This window comes from Streptomyces sp. NPDC041968, assembly GCF_055589025.1.
This window is the reverse complement of sequence record NZ_JBVJCB010000008.1, coordinates 95,102-111,514: the sequence shown is the minus strand read 5'-3', so window position 1 is coordinate 111,514 and position 16,413 is coordinate 95,102. Positions and strand designations below refer to the sequence as shown.

Below are 16,413 nucleotides of genomic sequence, written 5' to 3'. Positions count from 1 at the left end.
GCGGCCGCTCCGCTGTGCGCGGGAGGCCGGGGAGCCTCCGGTGCGGCTCAGGAGGAGGCGGCCTTGTCCAGCTGGAACGCCTCGTTGCCCTGGCCGATCCGCGCGTGCCGTTCGGGCACCCGGGCCCGCAGGACCAGGCCCTGCGCCAGGCCGGCGAGCGCCGCGAGGCCGATGACGCCGGGCAGCATCCAGCTCAGGGCGGAACCGGGGCCCGCGCCGACGAGGACGTCGAAGTCCCTGACCGTGTAACCGGCGATGACCAGCAGGGCGAGGCCCGCGACGGTGGAGGTGGCGAGCCGCACCCTCTGGGCACCGGCGGCGCCGCGGCGGACGAAGAAGGCCACCACGGAGAAGGAGGCGGCGGCCATCAGCACGATGACGCCGAGGGCGCCGATGTTGCCGCCCCAGGTGAACAGGCGCAGGACGGGCTGGGTCGGGTCGCCGTGCGGCTTGTCGTCGGCGACGGCGAAGCCGACGACCACGACCGCGGACACGGCGGTCTGGAGCAGCGACCCGGTGCCGGGCGCGCCGCTGGAGCCGCTGGTCCGCCCGAAGGCGGCGGGCAGCAGCCCCTCCCGGCCCATGGCGAAGGCGTACCGGGCGACGACGTTGTGGAAGCTGAGCAGGGCGGCGAACATGCCGGTCACGAACAGGATGTGCAGGACGTCCGTGAAGGTGCCGCCCAGCCGGGACTCGGTGAGGAAGAAGAGCAGCCCGGCGCTCTGTTCCTGAGCCGTTCCGACGATCCTGTCGGGACCGGTGGCGACGGTCAGGGCCCAGCTGCTGAGCGCGAAGAACACCGCGACCCCACCGACTGCCAGGAACATGACACGCGGCACCAGCACATGCGGCCGGCTCGTCTCCTCGGCGTACACGGGCGCCTGTTCGAAGCCGAGGAAGGCGGCGATGCAGAAGCACAGCGCGGTTCCCACACCCGCCCCGGTCAGGGTGTCCGGGTTGAACGCGTGCAGCGACAGCCCCTCGGCGCCCGGATCGGCGACGGCGGCGATGTCGAACACGACCACGAGCGCGACCTCGATCAGCAGCAGCACGCCCAGCACCCGGGCGTTGACGTCGATCTTCAGCCAGCCCAGGGCGCCGACCGCGAGCACGGCCAGCAGCGCCGGTACCCACCAGGCGACCTCCAGGTCGGCGTAGGTGGCCAGGAGCCCGGAGACCTCGAAGCCGAGGATGCCGTAGATGCCGACCTGGAGCGCGTTGTAGGCGACCAGCGCCACGAGCGCGGCGGCGGCCCCGGCGGTGCCGCCGAGTCCGCGGGAGATGTACGCGTAGAAGGCCCCGGCGTTGTGGACGTGCCGGCTCATCTCGGCGTACCCGACGCTGAAGAGGATCAGCACCACGCCCAGGAGCACGAAGAGCAGCGGCTGCCCCACGATGCCCATCACCGCGAAGGTGGTGGGCATGACGCCCGCGACCACCATCAGCGGGGCGGTGGCGGCGAGGACGGAGAGCAGCAGGCCCCCCGTGCCCAGCCGGTCGGCGCGCAGTGCCCGCTCCTGCCCCTTGAAGGTGCTGATGGCGGCACCGCTCGCGGGTCGGCTCGTGCTCGAACTGCCCCTGGTCATCGCAGGACGTCCTTCTTTCGTGTGCGTCGGGGGGTCAGGCCGTGCCCAGTGCCCTCGCGCGGGCGGCACGGAAGGCCGGGTAGGGGTCGCGGTCCGGATACGACCACGGGGCGGGCGTGACGTGCTCGCCGATGCGGTGGAAGAGGGCGGCGGCCTCGGCGCCCCGGCCCTCGCAGCACTTGGCGTGCGCGAGGAAGTTGAGGTCGATCAGGCGGCGGGGATGGCCGTCCTGCTCCCACTCCAGCCACCAGTCGAAGGCGGCCTTCATCACGAGCCGGGCGCGCCGGCCGACCCAGTGGCCGGAGGCGCTCGGGTGGGCGGACCCGTGGCCGGCGGCGGCCAGCACGCGGTAGCGCTCGGCGTGCGCGACGACCGGGAGGACGGCCAGCGGGGAGTCCGCGGGGGCCTGCTCGGCGGCCCAGTTCGCGAAGTCGTACACCTCGTGCAGCGGGTCCGCCTCACCCTCGCCGACGCGTTCGGCGAGCCGGGCCACCATCAGGTGGTGGGCGTGGTGGTGATCGGCGTACCGTCCGCGCACCGCCTCGAAGACGCGTACGACATCGTCGTCCACGCCCAGCGAGCGCTCCAGCACGAGCAGTCCCAGCCACGGGGTGGGGTCGCCGGGGACGAGCGCGGCCGCCTCCCGGCACGCCTCCCGTGCCCGGTCCGCCTTCTCCTTGCCGCGCAGGGCGCGGTAAACCAGCGAGAAGGCGAGCAGGACCGAGGCGTCGGCCGAGTCGGGTTCGGCGAGCAGCCACTCGCGGACCCAGGCGGCGCAGTAGGGCTCCTTGGCGAGGACGGACACCCGGTGCCCCCGGCGGTCCCAGTCGTCGCCCGTGTGGACGAGCAGGGAACGCGCGGACTGCCAGCGCCCCTGGGCCAGCGCGGCCCGGACGGCGACGAGTTCGGCGTCGTCGAGGGCCTCGTCGAAGGCCTGGGCGGCGCGCCCTCGGCCGCGGCCGAGGGGAGGCGGAGGTGGGGACACCGCAGGAACTTCCTCACGCGACGCGGTAGGTCGTCGTAGCCGGTCTGCCATGAACTGATCACGCACAGCAAACCGGCAGCCAAGGCTTGACGTCAAGGGGAAACATGCCGTTACACGCGTCAACTCGCTTATTGAAAACGGGACTTGTCGACCGGCGCCCCGCCCTGCCACTCGGATGCGGCGCCCACCCGGCACCCCGTGTGCGCCCGCACTAGAGTCGGCCTACGCACCGGTGGCCCGACTGACGATCGAGGTACGCAGCGTGTCGGTTCTGGTTGTGGTCCTCGCCGTGAGCGCCGCGTGCTGCCTCGGCTTCGGTTTCGTCCTCCAGCAGAACGCCGCCGAGCGCGCCCCGCTGGGCGACTTCCTCTCGCCCCGTCTCCTGCTCGACCTCGTACGGGTGCCGCGGTGGCTGGCCGGCATGGGGCTGATGGTGGCCGGCATGGTGCTGGGAGCCCTCGCGGTGGGCGGCGGTGAGCTGACCCTGGTCGAGCCCCTCCTGGCGACGAACCTGCTCTTCGCCCTGGCCCTTTCCCGCGCCCAGACCCGGCAGCCGCTGGGCCGCCAGGGCTGGGCCGGCCTCGCGCTGCTCGCCGGCGGGGTCACCGCGTTCATCGTGGCGGGCGAACCGCGCGGCGGCGGCGCGGTGACCGACCCGGTGCGGCACTGGCTGCTCATCGGCGTGATGCTGGGTGCGGCCCTGCTGCTCACGGTGTGCGCCGGCCGTTCCCGGCTGAGCTGGGGACCGACCCTGCTGGCACTGGCGGCGGGCCTCGTCTACGGCGTGCAGGACGCGCTGACCCGGGTCAGCGGCCGGCGCTTCACCGAGGGCGGCCTCGCCCAGACGCTGACCGGCTGGCAGCCGTACGCGGTGGTGGTGCTCGGCATCACCGGTCTGGTCCTGGTGCAGAGCGCCTTCGAGACCGCCCCCCTGCGCAGGTCGCTGCCCGCGCTGACGGCCGCGCAGCCGCTCGCGGGCATCGCCTGCGGGGTCGGGTTCCTCGGCGACCGGCTGCGGACCGGCACCGGGGCCCTCGCCTGGGAGGCGGGCGGCCTCGCGGCGGCCGTGACCGGCATCGTCCTGCTGGGCCTGCACCCCGCGATGCCGCAGGGCACGGGCGAGGGCCGGAGCGCACGGGACCTGCAACGGCGCTGACCACGCGGCGCTGCTTGGATGAGGGCATGAGCGCTGCTGACGAGATCCTCGACATCGTCGACGAGAACGACCAGGTCGTCGGGCAGGCCCGGCGGGGCGACGTGTACGCGCGGGGACTGCGCCACCGCTGCGTGTTCGTGTACGCCCGGGACCCCGGGGGCCGCGTCTTCGTCCACCGCCGCACACCGACGAAGCTGGTGTTCCCGTCCCTGTACGACATGTTCGTGGGCGGTGTGGTGGGCGCGGGCGAGTCCTACGACGAGGCGGCACTGCGGGAGGCCCAGGAGGAACTGGGGGTGACCGCGCTGCCCCGCCCGGAGCACCTCTTCACGTTCCTCTACGACGACGGCGCCGGCCGGAGCTGGTGGTCGGCGGTGTACGAGGTGCGCTGCGAGGGGCCGGTCGCCCCGCAGGCGGAGGAGGTCGCCTGGCACGACTTCCTGACGGAGGCGGAGGTGGAGCACCGGCTCCGGGAGTGGGAGTGGGTGCCGGACGGTCTGGCGGCGTACGAGCGGCTGCGCGCCTGGCGGGCGTGACACCCCGCCCTCCCCAGGCGCTCCCCGGCTCCCGCCTTCCAGTCGTGGGTGCGGGTGCCTCCGGCGGTGGAGCGGGGTGCCTGCGGCGACGCCCGCCCCGCACCCGCACCCGCACCCGCACCCGCACCCGCCGGATAGGCTCCCCAAGTGATCGAATTCGTGCGGAACGTCCGGCTCTGGTTCGCCCCCGAGGAGGCCCGGCAGGAGGGCGGCACCCCCGACTACCGCTTCTCGCTGGCCAACGAGCGCACCTTCCTGGCCTGGCTGCGCACGGCCCTCGCCCTGATCGGCGGCGGTTTCGCCGTGGACCAGTTCCTGCCCGACCTGCGCTGGGGCTGGCGGGTGGGGCTCGCCCTCGCCCTGCTCGTCGCCGGCGTGCTCTGCTCGCTGCGCGCCGTGAACCACTGGGTGCGCTGCGAGCGGGCCATGCGCCGCGGCGAGGACCTTCCGGTCTCCCGCTTCCCGGCCCTGCTCAGCCTGGTCGTCGCCGTGGTCGCCCTGGTCATGGTCGTCGTGGTCCTCGTCGGCTGGGAAGGCTGAGCGTGAGCACCCGCGACCCCGGCCTCCAGCCCGAACGCACCCGGCTCGCCTGGCGCCGCACGACCCTGTCGGGCACCGTCGTCGCCGTACTCGCCGCGAAGGCCGCCCTGCACGGGGGCACGACCCCGGCCTCGGTGGTCGCCGCCGCCCTGTGCTGCGCCCTGTGGACGGCCTTCCTGCGCCTCGCCCACGTCCGCATCCGCACCCTCGCCGCGACCAGCCGCCCCGGCGCGCTGACCCCGCCGTCCGCCGCGGCGGCGGCCCTGTGCACGGTCGCGCTCGCGGCGTGCGGCGCCTTCCTCGTCCTCCAGCTCTAACTCCGGCTCCCGGGTCCCTCAGCTCTCAGGTCCCTCGGCTCCCGGCCCGGACCCCCGCGTCACCGCGGCTCCTCCCAGTCCACCGTGACCACGATCTTCCCCCGCGTCCGGCCCTCCTGGTTCCGCCGGTGGGCGTCCGCCGCCCGCTCCAGCGGGAAGGTCTCCGACACGTGCACGCTCACCACCCCCTGCTCCGCCAGCTCGGTCAGCCGCAGCAGATCCTCCGCGTCGGGCCGCACGAAGCAGTACCGCCCGCCGTGGTCGACGACGTCCGCGTCGGCGATCGACGCCAGGCGGCCCCCGGCCGCCAGCAGCTCGGCCGAGGTCCTCAGCGTCTCGCCACCGACCGTGTCGAACACCGCGTCCACGCCCTCGGGCGCCAGCCCCCGCACCCGCTCCGCCAGCCCCTCCCCGTACGCGACCGGTTCCCCGCCCAGCCCCCGCACGAAGTCGTGGTTGCGTTCGCTCGCCGTACCGATGACCCGCGCCCCGGCATGCCGTCCCAGCTGGACGGCGATCGAGCCCACCCCGCCCGCCGCGGCGTGCACGAGTACGGTGTCGCCCCGGCCGACCCCCAGCGCCCCGTTCATCACCTGGTACGCGGTCAGCCCGGTCAGCGGCAGCCCCGCCGCCTCCTCCCAGGTGAGGTTGCGCGGCTTGCGCGCGAGGGTGCGTACGGGCGCCGCGACGTACTCGGCGAAGGTCCCCCGGGAGAGGAAGTCCTCGCGGACGTAGCCGATGACCTCGTCCCCGACCGCGAACTCCGCGACGGCCGCCCCGGGCCGCACCACGACCCCCGAGACGTCCCACCCGGGCACCACCGGGAAGACGGGCTGGAGGACCGCGTCGAGGTGTCCGTCCCGGCACTTCCAGTCGACGGGGTTGACGGCGGCGGCCCGCACCTTCACAAGCACCGAGTCGGGCCCCACCCGCGGATCGCGGACCTCCCCGTACTCCAGCACCTCGGGACCGCCGTACTGTGCGTAACTGATCGCCTTCATGGCTCCGACCCTCCGGGGTACCCGGACACCACGCAACCCACATGTCCGCATATGCACCATTAAGGTGAGCGCCATGACCACACTCCACCAGGAACACACGGCCCACGAGCACGACCACGGCCCGGCCTGCGGGCACGACGAGGTGCCGCACGGCGACCACGTCGACTACGCGCACGACGGGCACCTGCACCGCGCCCACAGCGGCCACTGGGACGAGTGCGAGCCCGCCGGGCACACCGCGCACGGGAGTCACGAGCACCGCCACGACGAGAACTGCGGGCACGCGCGCGTGCGCCACGGCGACCACGTCGACTACCTCCACGACGGCCACCGGCACGCCGCGCACGAGGGCCACTGGGACGACCACTGACCGACGGGCACCACGCCGCCCCCGGACACCCACGGGCCGGCGGTCCCCCGCGAGCAGGGCGCGGGGGGCCGCCGGTCCGTCGTGGCACCGATCACGTTCCGTCCTCCCACTGGACGGCATACCGACTGGTCGGCATCATGACTCGGGTACTGTTCGCCTGCCCGTAGGAGCGATGATGAGCCCCGACCACCCGCCCGGACTCGATCTCGACCGGCTGCGCGGCCTGCTCGACCGCGAGCGGCCCGGTCTGGTGACCGGCCCGCTGTCCGGCCGGCTGATCGAGGGCGGACGGTCGAACCTCACCTACGCGGTCTCGGACGGTACCGCGCGCTGGGTCGTACGGCGCCCCCCGCTCGGCCACGTCCTGGCCACCGCGCACGACATGAAGCGCGAGCACCGCGTGATCAGCGCGCTGCACCCGACGGACGTGCCGGTGCCGCGGACCGTCCTCCTCTGCGAGGACGAGGAGGTCCTCGGGGCTCCCTTCTACGTCATGGAGTTCGTCGAGGGCACCCCGTACCGCACCGCGGACCAGCTCGCCCCGCTCGGTCCCGAGCGCACCCGCTCCGCCGTGCTGAACCTGGTCGACACGCTCGTCGAACTGCACGCGGTGGACCCCGCCGAGGTGGGCCTCGCGGACTTCGGCCGCCCCGAGGGTTTCCTCGACCGCCAGCTGCGCCGCTGGTCCAAGCAGCTGGACGCCTCCCGCAACCGCGACCTGGCCGGCATCGACGAACTGCACGCCACGCTCGGCCGGGAGCTGCCCGACTCCCCGGCCCCGGCGGTCGTGCACGGCGACTACCGCCTCGACAACGTGCTGATCGGCGGCGACGACGAGATCAAGGCGGTCCTCGACTGGGAGATGTCCACCCTCGGCGACCCGCTCACCGACCTCGGCCTGCTGGTGATGTACAGCATGCCGCTCGGGATGCCCGACTCCCCCGTCTCCACCACCGCCCAGGCCCCCGGCCACCCCGCCCCGTCCGAGCTGATCGAGCGGTACGCCGCGCGCTCGGGGCGCGACGTGTCCGCCGTGGCCTGGTACACGGCGTTCGCCTGGTTCAAGCTCGCCGTGATCCTGGAGGGCATCCACTACCGCTACACGCTGGGCCAGACGGTCGGCCGCGGCTTCGACCGCATCGGCGACCTCGTCCCCGTCTTCATCGAACACGGCCTGACCACCCTTCAGAAGGGCTGACCCGTCATGGACTTCGCGTACGACGCACGCACCGAGGAACTCCGCGCCCGGCTGCTCGCCTTCATGGACGAGTACGTCTATCCGGCCGAGCGGGTCGCCCACGAGCAGCGCGCCCGCCTCGCCTCCCCGTGGGACACCCCACAGGTCGTCGAGGACCTCAAGGCCGAGGCCCGCCGCCAGGGCCTGTGGAACCTCTTCCTGCCCGACGCCGAGCACGGCGCGGGCCTCACCAACCTCCAGTACGCCCCGCTCGCCGAGATCACCGGCCGCAGCCCGCAGCTGGCTCCGACGGCGGTGAACTGCGCGGCGCCGGACACCGGCAACATGGAGGTGCTCGCCCAGTTCGCCGACGAGACGCAGCAGAAGCAGTGGCTCCAGCCGCTGCTCGCCGGCGAGATCCGCTCGGCCTTCGCGATGACCGAGCCGGACGTGGCCTCCTCGGACGCCACGAACATCACCACGCACATCGAGCGGGACGGCGACGAGTACGTCGTCACGGGCAAGAAGTGGTACATCTCCGGGGCGATGAACCCGGACTGCCGGATCTTCATCGTGATGGGCAAGACCGACCCGGGCGGCGAGGACATCCGCCGTCAGCAGTCGATGGTGCTGGTCCCCCGCGACACGCCCGGCGTCACCGTCGACCGGGCCATGCAGGTCTTCGGCTACGAGGACCACTACCACGGCGGCCACGCCGAGGTGACCTTCGACCACGCGCGCGTGCCGGTGGCGAACCTGATCGGCGAGGAGGGCGGCGGCTTCGCCATCGCCCAGGCACGCCTCGGCCCGGGCCGCATCCACCACTGCATGCGGCTGATCGGCATGGCGGAGCGCGCGATCGAGCTGATGTGCCGCCGCGCGGTGGACCGTACCGCCTTCGGCAAGGCGCTGGCCCAGCAGGGCGTGGTGCACAACTGGATCGCGGACGCGCGGGTCACCGTGGAGCAGCTGCGGCTCCTCGTGCTGAAGACGGCGTGGTTGATGGACACCGTCGGCAACCGGGGCGCGCACACCGAGATCCAGGCCATCAAGATCGCCACGCCGCGCGCGGTGGTCGACATCATCGACCGGGCCATCCAGCTGCACGGCGCGGGCGGCGTGAGCCAGGACTTCCCGCTGGCCGAGCTCTACGCCGGTGCCCGGACGCTGATGATCGCCGACGGCCCGGACGAGGTGCACCAGCGCTCGCTGGCCCGCCGGGAGATCAAGAAGTACCTCTGAACGGGACGGCGCCCCCCGGGACCCGGGGGGCGTCACCTCACGGGCGCAGCGCGCGCAGCAGCAGGTCGGCCAGGTGGTCGGCCACTTCCTGCGGGGTCAGCGGTCCGTCGGGGCGGTACCAGGTGGACAGGTGGTGGACCGAGCCGAAGTGGTAGTCCACCACCAGCGAGGCCGGTGCCTCCTTGGTGAAGACGCCGGTCTGCTGGCCCTCCTCGATGAGCGCGCGGAAACGTTCGTGGTAGCGCCGGCGCTCCGCGCGTACCTGCTTGTTCTTCTCCGGGCTCAGCTGGTGCATGGAGCGGAAGAAGATCGACGCGTCGTCGAGGTTGTCGATGGTGGTGACGACGACGTCGGCCGCCGCGTCCCGCACCCGCTTCTCGACGGGCTCGTCGGAGGCCGCGAAGGCGTCCAGGCGTTCCTGCTGGAGGCGCAGCACGCGCGCGTAGACCTCGTGCAGCAGGTCGTCCTTGGAGCCGAAGTAGTGGTACAGGGCGCCCTTGGTGACGCCGGCCGCCTCCACGATCTCCTGTACCGAGGTGCGGTCGTAGCCCTGCTCGGCGAAGAGCCGGGTGGCGGCGGCCAGGAGCCGCTGCGGCACCGGAGTGCCGTCCCCGTCCGTGGTCCTGGGCACTGCCGTCACCTGCCTTTCCGTTTTCAGTGTCCGTTCACTGTCCGTCCTGGTGCGTTCGGGAACGCAGTTCCCGACGGAGGATCTTCCCACTCGCCGTCTTCGGCAGCTCGGGCAGGATCTCCACCTGGCGCGGGTACTTGTACGCGGCCAGTTTCTCCTCGCAGTACGCGGCGAGTGTCTCCGGGTCCGCCTCGGCACCCGGACGGAGGCTGATGTACGCCTTGACGGTCTCGCCGCGGTACCCGTCGGGCACGCCGACGACGGCGGCCTCGCGTACCGCCGGGTGGGTGTAGAGCACGTCCTCGACCTCGCGCGGCCAGACCTTGAAGCCGGAGGCGTTGATCATGTCCTTCTTGCGGTCGACGACGTAGAGCCACCCCTGGGCGTCCATGAAGCCGATGTCGCCGGTGCGCAGCTCGCCGCCGGGGAAGGTCTCGGCGGTGGCGTCGGGGCGGCGCCAGTAGCCGGGGACGACCTGGGGGCCGCTCACGACGATCTCGCCCTGTTCGCCGAAGGGCACCTCGGCGCCCTCCTCGTCGACGATCCGGACCACGGTCTCGGGGCCGGGCACGCCGACGGCGAGGGTCCCGGAGACCGGGTCGACGGGCGCCTCCAGGTGGGGCGGTACGGAGGCGCAGGGGGCCGTGCACTCGGTCAGCCCGTAACCGTTGCGGATGTACGGTCCGAAGCCGGCCCGGAACTTCTCGACCAGGGCGGGCGGCAGCGGGGCGCCGCCGGAGGAGATGTTCGCGAAGGACGCGAAGTGCTCGCGGGTCACCGACGGGTGGGCGGCCAGCGCCATGAACGCGGTGGACGGGCCGACCGTGTAGTGCGGCCGGTGCTCCGCGAGGGCGTCCAGCACGACGCCCGCCTCGAACCGGTAGGCCAGCACGAGCGTGCCCGCGCTGTTCAGGCAGGCGCCGAACTCGCAGACCATGCCGGTGATGTGGAACAGCGGCGCCAGCGCGAAGTAGACCGGCGCCTCGGGCAGGCCGAGCCCGGTGCGCTGGCGCTCGGCGTTGTACATGATGTTGCGGTGCGTGTTGGTGGCGCCCTTGGGCGTGCCGCTGGTGCCCGAGGTGTAGCTGATGAGCGCGGTGTCGGCCGGGCGCGGGTCGCGCCCCTCGGGGGCCTGGTGGCCGCCGCGGGCCACCTCCGCGAGGTCGTCGGCGTCGGCGGCCCGCGGCAGCCGCTCGAAGGTCAGGACGCGCTCGTCCCGGCGGCTCTGGAAGTCCAGCTCGCAGCCGGTGAGCACGATCCGCACCGGCGAGTCGGCGGCCGTCTCGCGCAGGTACGACTCCCAGGCCCGGTCGGAGCAGATCAGGGCGGCCACCTCGCCGTCCCGCAGGACGTGCCCGACCTCCCCCGCCTTGTACATGGGGTTGACGGGCACGACCACCGCGCCGGCTTTCCAGGCGCCCAGCACCGCGAGCACGAAGTGCGGCGAGTTCTGCAGCAGGACCGCGACCCGGTCGCCGCGCTCCAGGCCGCGTGCGGCGAGGTGCCCGGCGACGGAGTCGCTCAGCTCGTCCACCTCGCGGTAGGTGAGGCGGCCGTCGAAGTAGGCGAGGAAGGCCCGGTCGGGGGCGGCGGCCGCGGCCCGGCGCAGGGCGTGCACCAGGGAGGGCTCCGGGCTCAGCGGCGCCTTCTGGGCATCGGTCAGCAGGTCCAGCCAGGGCCTGGCCGCGTACCGGGAGCCGGTCATCGGGCCGTCGCCTCCTCCCACTGCCGCTGGAGCCGGTTCATTCCGTGCAGCCAGCGGTCCGGCTCGACGGCGCGGGCCCGGTAGTACTCGGCGACCTCGGGGTGCGGCAGGATCAGGAAGCGGTCCTCCTCGATGCCCCGGAAGAGGGCGTCCGCCACGGCCTCGGGCTCGATGGCGGTCGGGGCGAGCACCAGGTCGCCGGCGCTGCCGCTCGCGGTGAGCATGTCGGTGCGCACGCCCTGCGGGCAGATGGCGTGGACCTTGACGCCGCGGTGGCGGTACGTCAGGGACAGCCACTCGGCGAAGGCGTAGGCGCCGTGCTTGGTGACGCTGTAGGGGGCGGCACCGATCATGGTGAGCAGTCCGGCGGCGGAGACGGTGGAGACGAAACGGCCGCTGCCGCGCTCCAGCCAGTCCGGGATCAGTTCGTGCGCCGCCCGCACGTGCGCCATGACGTTGACGTCCCAGGCGAGCGCCCAGACGGCCTCGTCGGCCGCCTCGGTGCCCCCGGAGCCGACGCCCGCGTTGGCGCAGTACACGTCGACCCTGCCGTCCAGCGCCTCGCGCGCCTCGGTGACGATCGACGAGGCGTCGCCCGGGACGGCGACGGCGCCGATCTCGTCGGCCACGGCCTTCGCCCGGCCGGCGTCCAGGTCGTTGACGACGACCCTGGCCCCCTCGGCCGCGAAGCGGCGGGCCAGCGCGGCACCGATGCCGCCTCCCGCCCCGGTGACCACGACTCCGGCATCCTGCACGGCTTCCACCATCGGTCTCCTTCGACACGGCTCGGGCACTGCTGGCTCCCCGTTGCAGCGCCAGACTAACCAGTCGGTATGTGCGGCGGAAGGGGCGAACCGCGGTCTACTCCATTCCGCACGGCACGCGGCGCGGGTTAGCGTGCGTGCGCATGACACCCGCCGCGATCACGGAGGTCACCGCATGACGCTGTCCAGACGGTCCCTGCTCGCCACCACGGCCGCGGTGGCGGCCACCACCGGAGCCGCCGCGACCGGCACGGCACAGGCGGCGCCCGGGGGGCACGGCGGCCGCCGGCTCCGTACCGGCTTCGAGCGCCTCGCCGACGACGGCTACGCCCTGCTCGACGGGGAGCGGGTCGGCGTCGTCACCAACCCGACCGGCATCACCCGGGACGTACGCCACATCGTCGACGTCATGCACGCCGACGACCGCGTGGACCTGACCGCCGTCTTCGGCCCCGAGCACGGTTTCCGGGGCACCGCGCAGGCCGGCGGCTCCGAGGGCCGGTACGACGACCCCGTGACCGGACTGCCGGTCTACGACACGTACCTGAAGAGCGGGCAGCCACTGGCGGACATCTTCACCGCGTCCGGCGTGGACACCGTCGTCTTCGACATCCAGGACGCGGGTGCGCGCTTCTACACGTACATCTGGACGCTCTACGACTGCATGGAGGCGGCCCGGCTCGCGGGGAAGCGGTTCGTGGTCCTGGACCGGCCCAACCCGGTGACCGGGCGGGCGGCCCTCGGGCCGGTCCTGCACGAGGAGTTCGCGACCTTCGTCGGCCGCAAGCCCATCGCCCAGGCGCACGGCATGACGGTGGCCGAACTGGCGCGGCTGTTCAACGGCGAGTTCCTCGCCTCGCCGGTGCCGCTGGAGACCGTGGCCATGTCGGGCTGGCGGCGCTCGGAGTTCTACGACGCCTCCGGTCTGCCCTGGGTGCCGCCGAGCCCGAACATGCCGACGCCCGAGTGCGCGCTGGTGTACTCGGGGACGTGCCTGTTCGAGGGCACGAACCTGTCCGAGGGGCGCGGCACCACCCGCCCCTTCGAACTGCTCGGGGCCGAGGGGATCGACGGGAGCTGGGCCGCCGCCGCGAACGAAGTGGGGCTGCCCGGGGTGCGGTTCCGCGAGGCGTACTTCGCGCCCACCTTCTCCAAGTTCCAGGGGAAGACCGTCGGGGGCGTGCAGCTCCACGTGCACGACCGGGCCGCCCTGGACCCGGTGCGCACGGGGATCGCCCTGCTGGTGACCGCCAAGCGGACCTGGGACGGCTTCGCCTGGCGGCCGGACAACTGGATCGACAAGCTCACCGGCTCCACCCAGGTCCGGACCATGATCGACGCCGGTGCGGACACCGACGAGGTGGTGGGCGGCTGGGAGGGGGAACTGGCGGCGTTCCGAAGGACGCGCCGCCAGTACCTCCTCTACCGGTGACCGCGGGACCGGCCGGTCACCGGTGGGACGTGAACTCCACGACCTGCTGGTAGGTCGGCCGGTTCTGCCAGCCGATCCCGCCGTGCTTGATGCCTCCCAGGGTGCGGTGGATCACGGAGTCGGCGCACCACTGGTCGCCCGCCGGGCAGTGCTCGTCGCCGGGGTAGACCTGGGCGGCGGTGCGGGCCGCCGCCTCCTTCAGCGTGGCGACCAGGGTGTCCCGGCAGGCGGCGAGTTCGCCGCCCCCGCAGTACGCGCGCGCGAGGGGCCCCTGCACGGGCTCGCCGAGCACGGCCCGGACATCCTTGTCGACATAGCTCCACCAGCCGTACTGGAAGGCGCTGCCGGCGTGCGCGCCGGTCGGGCCGTGGGCGGCGGACGGGGACTCGTCCACGGGGATGCTCCGGGTGATGGCGGTGTACAGCTCGCTGCCGAGGCCGGGTTCGAACGCGGCCTTCACCAGCAGCGGCCACCAGGCGTCCAGCGTGCGGACGGCGTCGGCGTGGGCGTACTTTCGGGAACCGGCCGACGTCTCCGTGCGCAGGGCGCCCGCCCCGGTCCACGCCCGCAGGCCGTCCACGGCCGCCTTGGCCGCGGGGTCGGTCACCGGCGCGGAGTCGATCACCTTGAGCAGGTCGGGCAGGACGGCCTCGGCCCGCAGGTCGGCGAGGCCCGCCTCGGCCATCGCCCGCACCAGCGCGGCCCGGGTGACACCGCCCTCGGCGACCAGCTTCCGCACCCGCTCGTCGAGGAGGTCGCCGCGGTGGACGGAGCCGTTGCCCCAGGGGGCGGTGGTGTAGTCCTTCGCCAGCTTGTTGTTCCAGGAGACGTAGTAGTCCTGGTCGACCGACCGGGGGTGGGCGGACGGGGGCGTGTAGCGGGCGGTGTTGGCGGCCGGGTCCCAGTCCGCCCACTCGTGGGACGGGCGCGCCCACACCGGGAAGTCGGCGTCGACGCCGTCCGCCCGGACCGGGTTGTCGCCGCTGTTGTAGTACGCGGTGCGCTCGGAGTCGGCGTAGAACCAGTTGAAGGTGTAGTTGATGTTCTGGACGGCGCTCTGGAAGCGCTCGGGGCCGGTCAGGTAGTCCGGGTCGTTCAGCATCTGGAAGCCGATGATCGAGTCGGCCTCGTGCAGGAACGAGGAGCGCAGCGAGGTGTAGGCGACCCTCTTGCCGCCGACGGTGGCGCGGTACTCGACCGGGCCGTACTTCGTGCGCCAGACCCGCATCGTGTAGGAGCCGGCCGCGGTGGAGTCGGCGACGGTCGGTTTCCAGGCGTTCTTGCGCTCGATCTTCTCCATCGGCGTGCAGGTGCCGCGGTACAGGTAGTGGTAGTCGTCCTGGCACAGCTCGACGGCGTAGGTGTCGATGATGTCCTGGCCGGAGGTGGTCGCGCTCCACGCGTAGTCCTGGCCGCGCCCCAGTTCCACGTACATGCTCAGGCCGGCGAAGGAGGCGCCGCGGGCGCTGATGCCGGGGCCCTGGATCTCCTGGAGCATCAGGAGCTGGGGGGCGAAGTAGCCGGTCTGGGGGCCGAAGACGGCGACCGGGTGACCGCTAGCGGTGTGCTCGCCGCTGACGACGAGGGCGTTGGACATGCCGCGCCGGGCCGAGGTGACGGCCGTGTCCGCCGCCGTCGCCGAGGCGCCGGCCGCGTCCGGGCCGGCCGCGCTGCCCGTGCGGTCGTGCACGAGCGGCTCGGGGGTCACCGAGCCGGCGTCGGGCAGGGCCCGGCCCTGAGGGGCGTCCGGCCTGGGCAGGTACGGGAAGCTGCCGTCCTGCTGGGTGAGGAGCGCCTCGGGGTCGTTGCGCTGGCGGAAGGACTCCCAGACCTTCGTCCCCTCGGCGACGCCGTGCTTCTCCTGGGCGGCGAGCAGGGAGAGGGCGTTGTTGACCTCGCCGCCGCCGCCCGAGCCGAAGAGGGAGCCGATCACGGAGGCCAGGGCGATCAGGTCGGTGCGCTTGAAGCGCTCGATGGTGCCCGCGTTGGTGATGGCGTTCTTGTGGCCGGTCAGGACGTACTCGCCGGGGAAGTAACGGCCCTTGTCGGAGGCGTCGATGTAGGCGTTGATGCCGGCGACGTAGGCGTCCACGTCGGCCAGGGCCAGCTCGCCGCGGTCGCCGGCCTTGGCGGCGGCGCTGAGGATCTGCGCCTCGAGGTCGGCCTCGGTGTACGGGGCGCTGCGCCAGAACTGCTGCTCCAGGCCCTGGTTGGCGGGGGCGCCACCGGCGAAGGGGGTCAACTGGCCGCGTCCCACGTGCCGGAAGAGGTCCATCAGCCACAGCCGGTCCTGCGCGGCCGCGTACCCGGCCCCGAACTCGGTGCCGTAGCGGGTGGTGCCGGTGATGTGCGGCACCCCGGTCCTCTTGTCGCGGACGATGGTCACGTCACCGCGTCCGGCGGGGCGGACGGTGGAGGCGACCTGGCCGGCCGGGACGCCGAACGAGGCGTCGTTGAAGAACGTGTTGATCTTGTCGTTGGTGAGGCCGGAGTAGCCGGTGGCGAGGTTCGCGTAGGGCCCGAGCTGGTCCTCGGCGTGGGCCGGCTGGGTGCCGAAGGCCTGGTTGAGGAGGATCTGGGCGAGGGTGGCGTTGCCGTTCTGACCGGGCGGCAGGATGTCGGAACACTGGCCGCCGCAGTGGTCGTTCGCCGCTGCCGCGGTCGCCGGTTCCGGGGTCCTTTCCGGGGCGGGGTCCGTTCCGGCGGCCATCGCGGGGGAAAGCGGTGACAGAAGACCGGCGATGAGGGCGCATACGGAGGCGCCCTTCAGGAACCCGTGGAGGCCGCGGGGAGTTCTCAGTCTGTCGAGGGCGTTGCGTGGGGTGCGCCGTGGCATGGCAGCTCCTCCCGACGGGGGTGGTGGCGGGACGTTACCGCCGGTATCGCCGACTTGGAAGATGAACATGCGTCACTTTTTGGAGTGGGTGGATCGGCTGATGAGGGGCATCGGAAATCGGATGGAGCCGATTCG

15 protein-coding genes are annotated in these 16,413 nt (G+C 73.0%); 8 read left to right on the top strand and 7 right to left on the bottom strand.

What is annotated here, in order from left to right; genetic code table 11:
• Window positions 1–47: 47 nt before the first annotated feature.
• On the bottom strand, window positions 48–1,586 hold the full coding sequence (locus tag ACZ6EG_RS20555) for an APC family permease (RefSeq protein WP_391970212.1): 1,539 nt from the start codon (window positions 1,584–1,586) through the stop codon (window positions 48–50).
• A 34-nt stretch (window positions 1,587–1,620) separates the two neighbouring features.
• The gene (locus ACZ6EG_RS20550; protein ID WP_391970211.1) at window positions 1,621–2,571 is read right to left on the bottom strand and encodes a hypothetical protein; all 951 of its coding nucleotides are present in this window, start codon (window positions 2,569–2,571) and stop codon (window positions 1,621–1,623) included.
• 262 nt (window positions 2,572–2,833) lie between these two features.
• On the opposite strand from ACZ6EG_RS20550, the gene ACZ6EG_RS20545 reads away from it, so the two are divergent.
• From ACZ6EG_RS20545 to ACZ6EG_RS20530, 4 genes are all read left to right on the top strand, one after another.
• Window positions 2,834–3,727, top strand: a complete 894-nt coding sequence (locus tag ACZ6EG_RS20545) for a DMT family transporter (protein ID WP_469606374.1) — start codon at window positions 2,834–2,836, stop codon at window positions 3,725–3,727.
• A gap of 26 nt (window positions 3,728–3,753) precedes the next feature.
• Window positions 3,754–4,263, top strand: coding sequence for an NUDIX hydrolase (locus ACZ6EG_RS20540; RefSeq protein ID WP_391970209.1), 510 nt, complete (start codon window positions 3,754–3,756; stop codon window positions 4,261–4,263).
• Window positions 4,264–4,410: 147 nt separating this feature from the next.
• Window positions 4,411–4,803 carry a YidH family protein gene (locus ACZ6EG_RS20535; protein WP_391970208.1) on the top strand — a complete coding sequence of 131 codons (393 nt, stop codon included), beginning with the start codon at window positions 4,411–4,413 and terminating at the stop codon, window positions 4,801–4,803.
• On the top strand, window positions 4,800–5,120 hold the full coding sequence (locus tag ACZ6EG_RS20530) for a DUF202 domain-containing protein (protein WP_391970407.1): 321 nt from the start codon (window positions 4,800–4,802) through the stop codon (window positions 5,118–5,120). Before ACZ6EG_RS20535 ends, ACZ6EG_RS20530 begins: the two co-directional genes overlap by 4 nt.
• 59 nt (window positions 5,121–5,179) lie before the next feature.
• Here ACZ6EG_RS20530 and ACZ6EG_RS20525 read toward each other — a convergent pair whose 3' ends face one another.
• Window positions 5,180–6,121, bottom strand: coding sequence for an NADP-dependent oxidoreductase (locus ACZ6EG_RS20525; protein WP_391970207.1), 942 nt, complete (start codon window positions 6,119–6,121; stop codon window positions 5,180–5,182).
• Window positions 6,122–6,194: 73 nt separating this feature from the next.
• On the opposite strand from ACZ6EG_RS20525, the gene ACZ6EG_RS20520 reads away from it, so the two are divergent.
• From ACZ6EG_RS20520 to ACZ6EG_RS20510, 3 genes are all read left to right on the top strand, one after another.
• Window positions 6,195–6,491 (top strand): hypothetical protein, encoded by a 297-nt coding sequence (locus tag ACZ6EG_RS20520; RefSeq protein WP_391970206.1) that lies wholly within the window; start codon window positions 6,195–6,197, stop codon window positions 6,489–6,491.
• Window positions 6,492–6,666: 175 nt separating this feature from the next.
• Window positions 6,667–7,689 carry a phosphotransferase family protein gene (locus ACZ6EG_RS20515; RefSeq protein WP_469606368.1) on the top strand — a complete coding sequence of 341 codons (1,023 nt, stop codon included), beginning with the start codon at window positions 6,667–6,669 and terminating at the stop codon, window positions 7,687–7,689.
• 6 nt (window positions 7,690–7,695) lie between these two features.
• Window positions 7,696–8,910 (top strand): acyl-CoA dehydrogenase family protein, encoded by a 1,215-nt coding sequence (locus ACZ6EG_RS20510; protein ID WP_391970204.1) that lies wholly within the window; start codon window positions 7,696–7,698, stop codon window positions 8,908–8,910.
• A gap of 37 nt (window positions 8,911–8,947) precedes the next feature.
• Here the strand turns inward: ACZ6EG_RS20510 and ACZ6EG_RS20505 are convergent, their stop codons facing one another.
• Genes ACZ6EG_RS20505 through ACZ6EG_RS20495 form a run of 3 tightly spaced genes read right to left on the bottom strand, consistent with a single transcriptional unit; the run spans window position 8,948 to window position 12,013 of the window.
• Window positions 8,948–9,541, bottom strand: coding sequence for a TetR/AcrR family transcriptional regulator (locus ACZ6EG_RS20505; protein WP_356606020.1), 594 nt, complete (start codon window positions 9,539–9,541; stop codon window positions 8,948–8,950).
• Between the two features lie 34 nt (window positions 9,542–9,575).
• Window positions 9,576–11,246: a class I adenylate-forming enzyme family protein gene (locus ACZ6EG_RS20500; protein WP_469606363.1), complete on the bottom strand. Its 1,671-nt coding sequence runs from the start codon at window positions 11,244–11,246 to the stop codon at window positions 9,576–9,578.
• The gene (locus ACZ6EG_RS20495; protein WP_391970202.1) at window positions 11,243–12,013 is read right to left on the bottom strand and encodes an SDR family oxidoreductase; all 771 of its coding nucleotides are present in this window, start codon (window positions 12,011–12,013) and stop codon (window positions 11,243–11,245) included. The genes ACZ6EG_RS20500 and ACZ6EG_RS20495 overlap by 4 nt, the downstream gene beginning before the upstream one ends.
• Before the next feature lie 172 nt (window positions 12,014–12,185).
• Here ACZ6EG_RS20495 and ACZ6EG_RS20490 point away from each other — a divergent pair, with 172 nt between their 5' ends.
• Entirely contained in the window at window positions 12,186–13,442 is a 1,257-nt protein-coding gene (locus tag ACZ6EG_RS20490; RefSeq protein ID WP_391970201.1) for an exo-beta-N-acetylmuramidase NamZ family protein, read from the top strand.
• Window positions 13,443–13,458: 16 nt separating this feature from the next.
• Here the strand turns inward: ACZ6EG_RS20490 and ACZ6EG_RS20485 are convergent, their stop codons facing one another.
• Window positions 13,459–16,278: a penicillin acylase family protein gene (locus ACZ6EG_RS20485; RefSeq protein ID WP_469606358.1), complete on the bottom strand. Its 2,820-nt coding sequence runs from the start codon at window positions 16,276–16,278 to the stop codon at window positions 13,459–13,461.
• Between the last annotated feature and the right edge of the window lie 135 nt (window positions 16,279–16,413).